15 protein-coding genes are annotated in these 13,243 nt (G+C 65.7%); 12 read left to right on the top strand and 3 right to left on the bottom strand.

What is annotated here, in order from left to right:
- Positions 1–53 precede the first annotated feature (53 nt).
- The 9 genes from WG902_RS17395 to WG902_RS17435 all read left to right on the top strand — a co-directional run bounded on the left by WG902_RS17395 (position 54) and on the right by WG902_RS17435 (position 8,355).
- Positions 54–1,976 carry a PrkA family serine protein kinase gene (locus WG902_RS17395; RefSeq protein ID WP_340061407.1) on the top strand — a complete coding sequence of 641 codons (1,923 nt, stop codon included), beginning with the start codon at positions 54–56 and terminating at the stop codon, positions 1,974–1,976.
- A 13-nt stretch (positions 1,977–1,989) separates the two neighbouring features.
- Complete coding sequence (locus tag WG902_RS17400; RefSeq protein ID WP_340061408.1) at positions 1,990–3,288, top strand: YeaH/YhbH family protein; 1,299 nt, start codon at positions 1,990–1,992, stop codon at positions 3,286–3,288.
- Positions 3,285–4,835: a SpoVR family protein gene (locus tag WG902_RS17405; protein ID WP_340061409.1), complete on the top strand. Its 1,551-nt coding sequence runs from the start codon at positions 3,285–3,287 to the stop codon at positions 4,833–4,835. Before WG902_RS17400 ends, WG902_RS17405 begins: the two co-directional genes overlap by 4 nt.
- A 141-nt stretch (positions 4,836–4,976) precedes the next feature.
- The gene (locus tag WG902_RS17410; protein WP_340061410.1) at positions 4,977–5,885 is read left to right on the top strand and encodes an SDR family oxidoreductase; all 909 of its coding nucleotides are present in this window, start codon (positions 4,977–4,979) and stop codon (positions 5,883–5,885) included.
- 37 nt (positions 5,886–5,922) lie between these two features.
- On the top strand, positions 5,923–6,336 hold the full coding sequence (locus WG902_RS17415) for a DUF4345 domain-containing protein (protein ID WP_340061411.1): 414 nt from the start codon (positions 5,923–5,925) through the stop codon (positions 6,334–6,336).
- Between the two features lie 176 nt (positions 6,337–6,512).
- Positions 6,513–6,908, top strand: coding sequence for a tautomerase family protein (locus tag WG902_RS17420; protein ID WP_340061412.1), 396 nt, complete (start codon positions 6,513–6,515; stop codon positions 6,906–6,908).
- A 132-nt stretch (positions 6,909–7,040) separates the two neighbouring features.
- The gene (locus WG902_RS17425; protein WP_340061413.1) at positions 7,041–7,262 is read left to right on the top strand and encodes a hypothetical protein; all 222 of its coding nucleotides are present in this window, start codon (positions 7,041–7,043) and stop codon (positions 7,260–7,262) included.
- Positions 7,263–7,291: 29 nt separating this feature from the next.
- Positions 7,292–7,729, top strand: a complete 438-nt coding sequence (locus WG902_RS17430; protein ID WP_340061414.1) for a VOC family protein — start codon at positions 7,292–7,294, stop codon at positions 7,727–7,729.
- A 296-nt stretch (positions 7,730–8,025) separates the two neighbouring features.
- Positions 8,026–8,355 carry a VOC family protein gene (locus WG902_RS17435; RefSeq protein ID WP_445263704.1) on the top strand — a complete coding sequence of 110 codons (330 nt, stop codon included), beginning with the start codon at positions 8,026–8,028 and terminating at the stop codon, positions 8,353–8,355.
- A 21-nt stretch (positions 8,356–8,376) separates the two neighbouring features.
- On the opposite strand, the gene WG902_RS17440 is transcribed toward WG902_RS17435, so the two are convergent.
- A complete protein-coding gene (locus WG902_RS17440) occupies positions 8,377–8,685 on the bottom strand; it encodes a hypothetical protein (protein WP_340061415.1) in 309 nt (102 codons plus the stop codon).
- 83 nt (positions 8,686–8,768) lie between these two features.
- Between WG902_RS17440 and WG902_RS17445 the strand changes: the two genes are divergently transcribed.
- The 3 genes from WG902_RS17445 (at position 8,769) to WG902_RS17455 (ending at position 10,989) form a co-directional block, all read left to right on the top strand.
- Positions 8,769–9,383 carry a LysE family translocator gene (locus tag WG902_RS17445; protein WP_340061416.1) on the top strand — a complete coding sequence of 205 codons (615 nt, stop codon included), beginning with the start codon at positions 8,769–8,771 and terminating at the stop codon, positions 9,381–9,383.
- A 10-nt stretch (positions 9,384–9,393) separates the two neighbouring features.
- Positions 9,394–10,017, top strand: coding sequence for a class I SAM-dependent methyltransferase (locus WG902_RS17450; protein WP_340061417.1), 624 nt, complete (start codon positions 9,394–9,396; stop codon positions 10,015–10,017).
- A gap of 150 nt (positions 10,018–10,167) precedes the next feature.
- The gene (locus tag WG902_RS17455; protein ID WP_340061418.1) at positions 10,168–10,989 is read left to right on the top strand and encodes a class I SAM-dependent methyltransferase; all 822 of its coding nucleotides are present in this window, start codon (positions 10,168–10,170) and stop codon (positions 10,987–10,989) included.
- Positions 10,990–11,031: 42 nt separating this feature from the next.
- Here the strand turns inward: WG902_RS17455 and WG902_RS17460 are convergent, their stop codons facing one another.
- Together WG902_RS17460 and WG902_RS17465 are read right to left on the bottom strand one after the other, a co-directional pair.
- Complete coding sequence (locus tag WG902_RS17460; RefSeq protein ID WP_340061419.1) at positions 11,032–12,081, bottom strand: response regulator transcription factor; 1,050 nt, start codon at positions 12,079–12,081, stop codon at positions 11,032–11,034.
- Between the two features lie 48 nt (positions 12,082–12,129).
- Positions 12,130–13,236 carry a 5-methyltetrahydropteroyltriglutamate--homocysteine S-methyltransferase gene (locus WG902_RS17465; protein ID WP_340061420.1) on the bottom strand — a complete coding sequence of 369 codons (1,107 nt, stop codon included), beginning with the start codon at positions 13,234–13,236 and terminating at the stop codon, positions 12,130–12,132.
- Between the last annotated feature and the right edge of the window lie 7 nt (positions 13,237–13,243).

Here is a 13,243-nt window from a genome sequence, read left to right on the forward strand (position 1 = left end):
TACAGTGACACCGCGCTGCGCTACCGGTGCAGACCGTTAACGAAGGAGGCTTCATGGACGTCGTCCGCAATTTCCTTACGCGTTACGAGACCAAGCGTGAGGAAGAGTTGTCGATCGAGGAATTCCTCGACCTCTGCAAACGGGAACCGCTGACGTACGCCACGGCCGCCGAGCGCATGCTGGCCGCCATCGGCGAGCCCGAGATGGTGGACACGCGGCACGACCAGCGCCTCTCGCGGATTTTCGGCAACAAGGTGCTGCGCGTCTATCCGGCGTTCAAGGACTTCTACGGCCTGGAAGATCCGATCGAGCAGGTGGTCTCGCACTTCCGCCACGCCGCGCAGGGCCTGGAAGAGAAAAAGCAGATCCTGTATCTGCTCGGCCCGGTCGGCGGCGGCAAGTCGTCCATCGCCGAGCGCCTGAAGCAGCTGATGGAGCAGGTCCCGTTCTACGCGCTCAAGGGATCCCCGGTCAACGAGTCGCCGCTGGGCCTGTTCAGCAATGACGAGGACGCCCCCCTGCTGGAGCAGCAGTTCGGCATCCCGCGCCGCTATACGCAACGCATCATGTCGCCCTGGGCCGTCAAGCGGCTCGAGGAATTCGGCGGCGACATCCGCAAGTTCAAGGTCGTCAAGCGCTACCCCTCCATCCTCAAGCAGGTCGGCATCGCCAAGACCGAGCCGGGCGACGAGAACAACCAGGACATCTCCGCCCTGGTCGGCAAGGTCGACATCCGCAAGCTGGAAAGCTTTGCCCAGGACGACCCGGACGCCTACAGCTACTCCGGCGGCCTCTGCCTGGCCAACCAGGGCCTGCTGGAATTCGTGGAAATGTTCAAGGCGCCCATCAAGGTGCTGCACCCGCTGCTGACGGCCACCCAGGAAGGCAACTTCAAGGGCACCGAAGGTTTCGGCGCGATCCCGTTCGACGGCATCGTGATGGCCCACTCCAACGAAAGCGAGTGGAAGGCCTTCAAGAACAACAAGAACAACGAGGCTTTCCTCGACCGCATCTACGTGGTGAAGGTGCCGTACTGCCTGCGCGTCACCGAGGAAGTGAAGATCTACGAAAAGCTGGTGCAGAACTCTTCGCTCAAGGACGCCATCTGCGCGCCCGGCACGCTGAAGATGATGGCGCAGTTCTCGGTGCTGACGCGCCTGAAGGAGCCGGAGAACTCCAGCATCTTCTCCAAGATGCTGGTGTACGACGGCGAAAACCTCAAGGACACGGACCCCAAGGCCAAGAGCTACCAGGAATACCGCGATTACGCGGGCGTCGACGAGGGCATGACAGGCATCTCCACGCGTTTCGCGTTCAAGATCCTGTCCAAGGTGTTCAACTTCGGGTCCGAGGAAGTCGCCGCCAACCCGGTGCACCTGATGTACGTGCTGGAGCAGCAGATCGAGCGCGAGCAGTTCCCGGCGGAGACCGAGCAGAAGTACCTTGCCTATATCAAGGAGCACCTGGCCGCCCGTTATGCCGAATTCATCGGCAAGGAAATCCAGACGGCGTACCTGGAGTCGTATTCCGAATACGGCCAGAACATCTTCGACCGCTACGTCACGTACGCCGACTTCTGGATCCAGGACCAGGAATTCCGCGACACCGACACCGGCGAGATCTTCGACCGCTCGGCGCTGAACGCCGAGCTCGAGAAGATCGAGAAGCCGGCCGGCCTGTCCAACCCCAAGGACTTCCGCAACGAAATCGTCAACTTCGTGCTCCGGGCGCGGGCCAACAACGCGGGCAAGAACCCGGTGTGGACCAGCTACGAGAAGCTGCGCACCGTGATCGAGAAGAAGATGTTCTCGAACACCGAGGAACTGCTGCCGGTGATCAGCTTCAACGCCAAGGCCTCGGCCGACGAGCAGAAGAAGCACGAGGACTTCGTGCACCGGATGGAAGAAAAAGGCTACACGCGAAGGCAGGTGCGCCTGCTGTGCGAGTGGTACCTCCGCGTTCGAAAGAGCTCGTAACCGACCGACCAGAATGAGCAGCACTGAGCGGTCCTTGCTCCACCAGGTCATCGATCGCCGCCTTTCGGGCAAGAACAAGTCGATAGGCAATCGCGAAAGGTTCCTGCGCCGCTACCGCGAGCAGATCAAGGACGCGGTGCGCAAGGCGGTGGGCGACCGCAGCATCCGCGACATCGAGGCGGGCGCCGACATCACGCTGCCCAAGCGCGACGTGACGGAGCCGACCTTCGGCCATGCGCCGGGCGGCAGCCGCGAACTGGTGCACCCCGGCAACCAGGAATACCTGCGCGGCGACCGCATCCAGCGGCCGCAGGGCGGCGGGGGCGGCGGCTCGGGCGGGCAGGGCGCCTCGCAGGACGGGCAGGGCGAAGACGACTTCAGCTTCCGGATCAGTCGCGAAGAGTTCATGAACTACTTCTTCGACGACCTTGCGCTGCCCCGCATGATCCGCACGCAACTGCTGGCCGACGTGCCTGAATGGAAGGTGCGGCGCGCCGGCGTCGTCAGCGAAGGCAACCCGACCAGCCTGCACATCGTGCGTTCGATGCGCACGGGCCTGGCCCGCCGCATCGCCATGGGCGGCGACGCCCGGGCGGAACTGAAAGAGGCCGAAAGGCAGCTGGAGGACCTGGAGCGCCGGCCGGACGGTCCGCCGCCGGAGCTGGAGATCCTGCGCAAGCGCGTCGCCGAACTGCGCGAGCGGCTCAAGCGCGTTCCCTTCCTGGACCCGTTCGACCTGCGCTATCGCAACCGGGTGCGCGAGCCGCTGCCCACCAGCAAGGCCGTGATGTTCTGCCTGATGGACGTGTCGGGTTCGATGGACGAATCGCGCAAGGACCTCGCCAAGCGTTTCTTCATCCTGCTCTACCTGTTCCTCTCGCGCCACTACGAGAAGACCGAGGTGGTGTTCATTCGCCACCACACGCAGGCCGCGGAAGTCACGGAAGACGAATTCTTCCACGCCACCGAAAGCGGCGGCACGGTGGTCTCCAGCGCCCTGACGCTGATGAACGAGATCATCCGCTCGCGCTACATGGGCAGCGAGTGGAACATCTACGGCGCGCAGGCCTCCGACGGCGACAACTGGCAGCAGGATTCGTCCAAGTGCCGCGAGCTCCTGGACGGCAAGATCCTGCCGCTGGTGCGTTACTACGCCTACGTGCAGGTGGCGGACGAAGACCAGAACCTGTGGGAAGAATACACGCGGGTGCGCGATGCCAATCCGCAGTTCGCCATGCAGAAGATCGTGACGCCTGCGCAGATCTTCCCCGTCTTTCGGGACCTGTTCAAGAAAACACCGGCGGTGACATGAGCACAGCAGAACTCCTCACTCCCTCCGACGCGGCGGCGAGCGGCAAGCGGGCGCGCCTGCCCAGCCCGTCGGACTGGAATTTCGAGCTGATCGACCAGTACTTCAACGAAATCCGCAAGACGGCGGAGCGCTTCGGGCTGGACACGTACCCGACGCAGCTGGAGGTGATCACCGCCGAACAGATGCTGGACGCGTACGCCTCCGTCGGCATGCCGGTGAACTACCGGCACTGGTCCTACGGCAAGCATTTCATCCAGAGCGAGAAGAGCTACCGCCGCGGCCACATGGGCCTGGCCTACGAGATCGTCATCAACTCCGACCCCTGCATCGCCTACCTCATGGAGGAGAACACGATGCCGATGCAGGCGCTGGTGATGGCGCATGCGTGCTTCGGGCACAACTCGTTCTTCAAGGGCAACTACCTGTTCCGCATGTGGACGGATGCCAGCTCCATCATCGACTACCTGGTGTACGCCAAGAGCTACATCACGGACTGCGAGGAGCGCCATGGCATCGAGGCCGTGGAGCAGACGCTGGATGCCTGCCATGCGCTGATGAATTACGGCGTGGACCGCTATCGCCGGCCGCAGAAGATCAGCATGGTGGAAGAAGAGATCCGCCGCAAGGACCGCGAGCAGTACCTGCAGCAGCAGGTGAACGACATGTGGCGCACGCTGCCCACCAAGGCCGGCAAGCAGGCCAAGAAGGAGGCCAAGCGCATCCCCGAGGAGCCGCAGGAAAACATCCTGTACTTCATCGAGAAGAACGCGCCGTTGCTGGAGCCGTGGCAGCGCGAGATCGTGCGCATCGTGCGCAAGGTGGCGCAGTACTTCTACCCGCAGCGGCAGACGCAGGTGATGAACGAGGGCTGGGCCACGTTCTGGCATTACACGCTGCTGAACACCATGTACGACGAGGGCATGCTCTCCGACGGCTACATGATGGAGATCCTGAGCTCGCACACCAACGTGGTGTTCCAGCCGCCGATCACGCACCCCGCGTACAGCGGCATCAATCCGTATGCGCTGGGCTTCGCGATGTTCACGGACATCCGCCGCATCTGCGAGAACCCGACCGACGAGGACCGCGCCTGGTTCCCGGACATCGCCGGGAGCGACTGGATCAAGACGCTCGATTACGCGATGCGGCACTTCAAGGACGAGAGCTTCATCGGCCAGTACCTGTCGCCCAAGCTGATGCGCGAGATGCGCATGTTCGCGGTGCTCGACGACGCGGCGCAGTCGGAGCTCGAGGTTGCGGCCATCCACGACGACAACGGCTACCGCCGGCTGCGCGAGTCGCTGTCACGGCAGCACGACCTGGGCTGGCGCGAGCCGAACATCCAGGTGTGGAACGTCAACGCCCGCGGCGACCGCTCCCTCACCCTGCGCCACATCCGCCACAACGACCGTCCGCTGGACAACAGCGCCGAGGAGGTGGTGAAGCACGTCGCCCGCCTGTGGGGCTTCCGCGTGCGGCTGGAGAGCGTGGACGGGCACGAGCGTGTCATGCAGCATTGGGAAGTGACGCCGCCGGCGCATCACTGATCCGAGGGGGCCTGGCGGGGTCGCTGGTGCGAACCCGCCCTACGAATCTGGCGCGAACCCGCCCTACGAATCCCATCCCTCCCGTAGGGCGGGTTCGCGCCAGCGACCCCGCCGTACACTGCGCATCCGGAGGTCATCCGCATGTACGCACCCCAACTCTTCTCCGGCCAGCGCATCCTGGTCACCGGCGGCGGTACCGGCCTCGGCCAGGCGATGGCCGAACGCTTCCTCTCGCTCGGCGCCGACGTCGCCATCTGCGGCCGCCGCAAGGCCGTGTGCGACGAGACGGCCGCGGCCTGGCGCGGGCAATTCCCCGACCGCCGCATCGACACCTTCGGGGTGGACATCCGCGTGGCGCAAGCCGTGGAGGAGATGGTGGACGCGCTGTGGGGCGACGGCGGCCTGACCGGCCTGGTCAACAACGCCGCGGGCAATTTCATCGCGCCCACCGAAAGCCTGTCGCCACGCGCCTTCGACGCCATCGCCAACATCGTCTTTCACGGCACCTTCTACGTGACACAGGCCGTCGGCAAGCGCTGGGTGGCCGACGCGAAAGCCGGCAGGTGGACGCCGGCCCGGCCTTTCCGCAGCGTGATGAGCATCATCACCACGTGGGTCGACAACGGCAGCCCGTACGTGGTGCCGTCGGCCATGAGCAAGGCGGGCATCGACGTCATGACCAAGTCGCTGGCAGTGGAATGGGCAAGACACGGCGTGCGCTTGAACGCGGTGGGGCCGGGCGAGATCCCGACCGAGGGGATGAGCAAGCGCCTGAATCCGGGCGAGGAACCCGGGGCCCGCAGCCGTGAGCGAAATCCGATGGCGCGGCCCGGCAGGATGGCGGAGCTGCAGAACCTGGCCGCGTTCCTGATGGCGCCCGGACAATGCGACTGGCTGACCGGGCAGAGCATCATGATGGATGGAGGCAATGCACTGGCCACGGGTGGCAACTTCTATGAGTTGCGCGAGTGGAGTGACAAGGAGTGGGCGGAGGCGCGGGAGCGGATCGATAAGCAGAACGAGAAGGACAGGCAGAAGAGGGGAGGGTAGGATCCGGCCGCAAGTGGCTTGAACAGGAGAACACATCGTGAGATCCGCCCCATCCATGCCCGCCAGCCAGCGCGTCGTGCAAATCAGTTTGTTCGTCGTCGCCGCGATTTCCATCATCGGCGGCACGCTGCAGATGTACCTCGGAGAGCCACAGGTCTCCCCCCGCCTCGACAACGTGCATCGCTTCATGGCCGGCGTGTACCTGTCCTCCGGCTTCATCAGCTTGTGGGCAGCCAGCACCATCCGGCAGCAGGGCACGCTTGTGTACCTGATCGCACTGGGCGTCCTCCTTGCCGGCCTGGGAAGGCTCGTGTCCATCAGTCAAGTCGGACTTCCCGAACCGGCGGCCTTGTGGCTCGGTTACCTCGTGCCGGAGCTGCTGCTGCCATTCGTCATCGCTTTGGCCCACCGGGCCACGCATCGCAGGTCGGTGCCCGTGGCAGCGGCCTGACCCTTCCCATCGCGAGAACGCTGCCCGACAAGGAGGCGAAATGTGCCAGTGACCAGCTGGAACTTGGTAACACGGTAAAGCAAGTCGGGGTCTCACTTAGGCAACACAGGCACGCTGGTTTCAGCGCTGCCTGAGGCAAAATCTCGACGTCTGTCACTCCGCCAGCGCGCCGCCGAATGCCCAGCGCAACCATCGAAGTTCGCCACAGCTATTCGCCCGACGAGGAAGTGGCGCTCATGGAAGCGGTGCACGCAGCCATTGTCGAGGCCTTCGAGGTTTCCCCCGTGCACCGCAACGTCGCGTTGGTGGCGCACGCCCCCCATCGCTTCATCGGCCGCACCGATTGCCCGGATCCCGATCGCCTGACCAACGTCAGCATCTTCCTGCTGCCCGGGCGCTCGCTGGCGGCCAAGCGCCGCCTGTACCGATCGCTCGTGCAGCGCCTCGAAGCCTTTGGAATCCCGAGCGTGTGTGTGCTGGTCCGGATTCACGAACTTCCAGGAGAGAACTTCGGCGTGCGCGGAGGCCAGGCGCTCTGCGACGTGGAACTCGGCTACCCGGTGGACGTCTGACCTGTATCGACACCACGCAACACTGACCACGCGCCCTTTGGTGAGAATGCGCCTTCCTGTGCTCCAATGGGTTGCAACCCCGTCCGCGATCCTCGCGGCGAGGGTTGGAGCCACGCACACGGAGATTGACCCATGACCCCCATCAGGATCGCTGCCATCGCCCTCATCATCGCCGGCGTGCTCGGCCTCGCCTACGGGGGCTTCAGCTACACCAAGGACACGACAGCGGTGAAGGTCGGCCCGCTGGAGCTGAAGGTCAAGGAGAAGGAAACGGTCAACGTTCCGATGTGGGCCGGCGTGGGTGCGATCGTCATCGGCGGCCTGCTGCTGGTGATGGGTAGCAAGAAGGGCTGAGCGGCCGGACGGCCGCCCGGCGAATCCGCATGCAGGGCGCCACCGCCATGCAGCTGCTGGTCAACATCGACGTCGACGATCTCCGCAAGGCTGCCGCTTTCTACTGCAACGCGGTCGACCTCACTGTCGGCCGGCGCTTCGGGGCCGACGGCGTCGAACTGCTCGGCGCGTCGTCTGCCATTTATCTGCTCGCGAAGGCCGAGGGCAGCACCCCCTCGGAATTCACGGACCAGCGCCGGACGTACCGGCGGCACTGGAGCCCGGTCCACCTGGATTTTGTCGTTGATGACATCGAGGTTGCGCTGCAGAAAGCGATCTCGGCCGGCGCCAGGCTGGAGCAGCCAATTCGCACCAGCAACTGGGGCAAGCTGGCACTGCTGGCCGACCCCTTCGGCCACGGCTTCTGCCTCGTTCAATTCCTCGGCAAGGGGTACGATGAAATCGGAAGCGTCGAACCGCCTCAGTGACATCGCGCTGGCTGGGCTGCTCTGGATACTGGCGATGTTGACCGCAGCATGCAGTTCCATGCCGTCGGAGCGTCCTGATGGCGGGTTGCCGAATTCCACGCTCTTGGCTCTCAGCCCTGATGGGAAGCAATTGCTCATCGCCTGGCAGGGCAGGGGCGACGCGGTGCATGCCAAGTCGCTTGAAATCCAGCACGGTGCCGTGATGTCCGCCAGAGATGTTCGGCTGCCGAACGCAACCTTCACGATGGCGTGGAGCCGGACGCAACCTGACGTTCTCGTCACGACGAAAGCCGGGCGTGGCAGCGAATTGGTCCGCGTGCTACGAGGCCGTGTTCGGCGTCCGCCTGCAACGGCTGGACAACCCGGAGCTCGAGATGTGGGCTTTCCCGATGCAGCCGGAGGCTGCGGGCGCCGGTGGCGCGCTGGTGCGGATGCCGGGCCTGACGTCGGGCGGCAACAGCACCATCGTGTATTTCGCCTGCACCGACTGCGCGGTCGAAGCGCGCCGTGCCGCAGCCAGCGGCGGCAAGGTCTTCAAGGACAAGTTCTCGATCGGCGCGCATGGCTTCATAGCCCTGGTGACGGACAGCGAGGGCAACATGATCGGGCTGCATTCCCGCCAGTAAGGCGCGCGCGGCGCGCGGCCGTCAGAGCTGTTCGATCGCCTGTGCCCGGATGACCAGTTCGTCTTGCTGGAACTCCGACTCCAGCTGCTTGCGCCAGGTCGCCCACCACGCGCGGTCGACCGCGTCCGTCATCACTTCGTAGACCACGATGTCGTCCCTCCGGACCGAGTCGCCGTCTTCCTTCCACAGGCCCTTGGCGGGAGCCCGGCTGTAAGTGGTCAGGCCGCCGAAGCGTGCCACCAATTCCTTGCGGACTCTGTCGTACAGCCCGGGGGGAAACGGTTGTCCGGCACGGTCGTAAAGCGGAAGCAGCAGCTGGATGAGGTGCATGACATCACTGTAAGTCTTCGCGGGCCTTGCAGGGACGCGGTGGACGCGGCACCATCTGGCGTCCTGCAGCCCGGTGCTTGTGCATGATCACCCTCGAATTCCTCATCACCTCCCTGATCGTCGTGCTCATCCCCGGCACCGGCGTGATCTACACCGTGTCCACGGGTCTGGTGCAAGGCCGGCGCGCCAGCGTCTACGCCGCGCTGGGCTGCACTGCCGGGATCCTGCCGCACCTTGCCGCCACCGTGGCGGGCCTGGCAGCGATCATGCACACGAGTGCGCTGGCCTTCCAGGTGCTCCGCATTGCCGGCGTGCTGTACCTGTTCCACGTTGCCTATGCGACCTGGCGCGACAAGTCGGCTTTCGCCGTGGATGCGCGGGTGTCGCGGGCGACGGCTGCCGGGCTGGTGGTCAAGGCCTTCCTGCTGAACATCCTCAACCCGAAGCTGACCATCTTTTTCCTGGCCTTCCTGCCGCAGTTCGTGGACCCGGCCGCCAGCCAGCCGCTGTGGCAACTGCTGAAGCTGAGCGCGGTGTTCATGGCCATGACCTTCGTGGTCTTCGTCATCTACGGTTTCATCGCGCATGCGTTCCGTACGCTTGTGATCGAGTCGCCGCGCGTGCAGACGTGGCTGCGCTACAGCTTTTCCGCCGCCTTCGCCGGCCTGGGCGCGCGGCTGGCCGTGACGGACCACTGATCGCATCTGCGTGCACCCATCCGACAAATCCGACCCCACCAGCGCGGGCACCCTCGCGCATTACGAAGCACGAGCCGCGGACTTCTGGCAAGGCACGCGCGGGCACGATGTCACCCAGAACATCGACGCGCTGCTGCGGCATGTGGAAGGTGCGCCGCCGTTGCGCATCCTGGATCTCGGCTGCGGACCCGGGCGGGACCTGGCGGCTTTCAAGTCGCTCGGGCACCACCCGGTGGGACTCGATGGCTCGCCGGCGTTCGTCGCCATGGCCCGGGAACACAGCGGGTGCGAGGTATGGCAGCAGGACTTCCTGGCGCTGGAGCTGCCGGCCGCGCACTTCGATGGCATCTTCGCCAATGCCTCGCTGTTCCATGTGCCACGCAAGGAGCTGCCGCGTGTGTTGCGCGAACTGCATGCCGCGCTCAAGCCGCGCGGCGTGCTCTTCACTTCCAATCCTCGCGGCGAAAACCAGGAGGGCTGGAACGGCGGCCGCTATGGCGTGTTTCACGACATGGCATCCTGGCGCGCGTTCCTGCAGGCCGCCGGTTTCACGGAACTGGAGCACTATTACCGTCCCCCGGGCTTGCCCCTGGCGCAACAGCCCTGGCTGGCCAGCGTATGGCGCGCCGCTTAGGGACGCACGGGCATGCCATCCACACGCCGTTGGTGCTTGCGCAGCATCGTCATCTGAAGGCGCTTCCTCGTCGGTCCCGACTTGTCACACGGCGGATCCCACCTTGCGGATCGTGCGCGGCAGGAGTGAAATCCACGGCGGAGGTGCACCATGCCTGATTCCACCGTCGATCGCCAGTTCCTGGGCTCCATTCCCGAGATGTACGAGCGGTACCTGGTCCCGCTGATCTTCGAACCTTACGGCGCCGACCTGGCGGAGCGAGTGCGGGGGCGTCGCCTGGACAGGGTGCTCGAACTCGCGGCCGGCACCGGCGCCGTCACCCGGCACCTGGCGCGCTGCCTGCCGGCGGCCTGCGAGCTGGTCGCTACCGACCTGCAGCAGCCGATGCTGGACCAGGCGGCCTCGGTCGCCATGTCCCGCCCCGTGCAGTGGCGGCAGGCAGACGCGATGCAGCTGCCCTTTCCCGACGCATCGTTCGACGCCGTGCTCTGCCAGTTCGGCGTGATGTTCTTCCCCGACAAGCGCGCGGCTTTCGCCGAGGCGCGGCGCGTGCTGCGGCCGGGAGGCGTGTTCCTGTTCAACGTGTGGGACGCCATCGAGCACAACGAGTTCGCCGACACGGTGACGCAGGCACTGGCCCACGTCTTCCCCGCCGATCCTCCCCTCTTCCTGGCGCGCACGCCGCACGGCAGCCACGACACCGACGCGCTGACGGTCGACCTGGCGCGGGCCGGCTTCGCGCGCGCGCCGGAGGTGGAGACCGTCACGGCCCGCAGCCGCGCGCCATCACCGAACATCCCCGCCGTGGCCTACTGCCAGGGCACGCCGCTGCGCAATGAGATCGAGGCAAGGGGCGAGGGCCGGCTCGTGATGGCCACGGACGCGGCCATGCAGGCGATCGCGCGCCGCTTCGGCCGCGGCCCGGTGGACGGCAAGATCCAGGCGCACGTTTTCACGGTGCGCAACGGATGAAGTTGGTGTCGGTCCGGGTTCGGCGCAGCCGACCCCGACGGGCTAGGCAGCCAATCCCGTGATTTCGACGGTCGGATCGCCGCGCTCGGTGGTCGCGCGGCGGCCCACCGTTGCCTGGTGCTCGATGGCCTTCAGCATCGCTTCGGAGGCCGCGATGCGCCAGCCATTGACTGCCGCCGCTTCTTCCATCGCGGAGGCGGCGCTCACGCATTCGCCCGGCACCAGCGTGTGGCCCAGGTCGCCGTGCAATTCGTCGCTCACCGCCACCAGCGCCACCGGCCCGGTGTGGATGGCCACCGTGTAGGAGCGCAAGCGAGGGGCGGACTTCGACAGCGCCAGGGCAGCGCGCAGCACGCGCAGCTCCACCGGCGTGGTCAGCGTGGCCTCGTCGCCGCGGAACACCGCCACCAGCTTGGTGCCGTACGGCAGGACATAGTCCGCGCCGAACAGGTACAGCGTGTCGCGGGCGACCTGCTGCACCTTCTTCACCCGGCCCGCAAGCTCGGCCTCGGGTGCGGGCAGGATGCCGCCCAGCAGGTCCGCCAGCAGCACGCAAGCCTGGTCCAGGTGCACGTCGCCGGACGCATTGGCGCTGCGCGTCCAGCGCGCATTGATCTCGCGCTGCAGTTGCGATTCGTACTGGCGGCCCAGCGACTCCTTCTGCTTTTCCAGGGCGCTTTCGACCAGGCCCGACATCGAGCTGCGAAAGGCATCTTCCTGCACCTGCCGGCGGGCGATGACCGAATCGATGGCCTCGCACAGTTCGTCCGGCCGGTACGGCTTGGTCAGGTAGTCGTCGGCGCCGGCCGTCATGCCCTGGCGCATGTGCTTGCGGTCTGACATGGCCGTCAGCAGGATGACCGGCACGTTGGCGAGCTCGGGGTCGGCCCGCAGGATGCCGACGACCTCGTAGCCGGTCATGCCGGGCATCATCACGTCGCAGACGATCACCTCGGGCCGCTCGTGCCGGGCGGCGGTCACGCCCTGGGAGCCGTCCGAGGCCTCTCGCACCTGGTGGCCGGCCTTCTTCAGCGCAAAGCTGGCGACGAAGCGCTGGGCATCGTCGTCCTCGATCAACAATACGTTCGCCATGCCCGCATTGTCACCCGGCACGGGCGCGGCCGGGGGGCAGGGGCTATTTCAGCGCCACATCTCCTGCGCCGTCTCGATCACCAGGCGCAGCTTGGTCCGCTGGTCTTCCACCGCGATGTTGTTGCCATGGACGGTGCTGGAGAAGCCGCATTGGGGCGAGAGCGCCAGTTGCTCCATGGGAGCGTGCTTGGCCGCTTCCTCGATGCGGCGCTTGAGCGCGTCCTTGTCCTCGAGCTGGCCGAACTTGGTGGTCACCAGGCCCAGCACCACCGTCTTGCCCTTGGGCAGGTAGCGCAGCGGGCGGAAGTCGCCGGAACGCGCGTCGTCGTACTCCATGAAGTACGCGTCGATGTCCATCTCCTTCAGCAGCGCCTCGGCCACCGGCTCGTAGTTGCCCGCCGCGGCGTGCGTGCTCTTGAAGTTGCCGCGGCACAGGTGCATGGCCAGCAGCATGCCTTGCGGCTTCTGGGCGACGACCTTGTTGATGAACTTGGCGTAGCGGTGCGGCAGTTCGTTGGGGTCGTCGCCGCGCTGGCGGGCGGCCTCGCGCATCTTTTCGTCGCACAGGTAGGCCAGGTTGGTGTCGTCCATCTGCACGTAGCGGCATCCGGCCTGGTACAGCGAGCGCAGCTCTTCGCCGTAAGCCTTGGCCACGTCGTCGTAGAAGGCGGGTTCGAGTTCGGGATAGGCGTCCTTGCTGATGCCCGCGCGACCGCCGCGAAAGTGCAGCATGGTGGGCGAGGGGATCGTCACCTTGGGCGTGAATCCGGCGGCCACCTGAGACTTCAGGTACTCGAAGTCGGCTTTCTGGATGTCCCTGGCGTGGTGCACCTTGCCGGTGACGCGGATCACCGGCGGCGCCAGTTCCTCGGTTCCGTCCGGCTTGCGGATGGTGACCGGGATGTCCGTCTTGACGCCACCGAGCTGCTCGAGGAAGTCGAGGTGGAAGTAGGTGCGGCGGAACTCGCCGTCCGTGACGCTCTTCAGGCCGACGTCCTGCTGGAACTTGACGATCTCGGTGATGGCCTTGTCTTCCACCTCACGCAGCTGCTGCGGCGTGATGTCGCCGCGGGCCTTCTGGGCGCGCGCTTCGAGCAGGTACTGGGGGCGGAGGAAGCTGCCGACGTGGTCGTAGCGGGCGGGGAGTTGCATCATTTCGGTG

It is taken from the genome of Ramlibacter sp. PS3R-8, from assembly GCF_037572435.1.
Taxonomy (GTDB): domain Bacteria; phylum Pseudomonadota; class Gammaproteobacteria; order Burkholderiales; family Burkholderiaceae_C; genus Ramlibacter.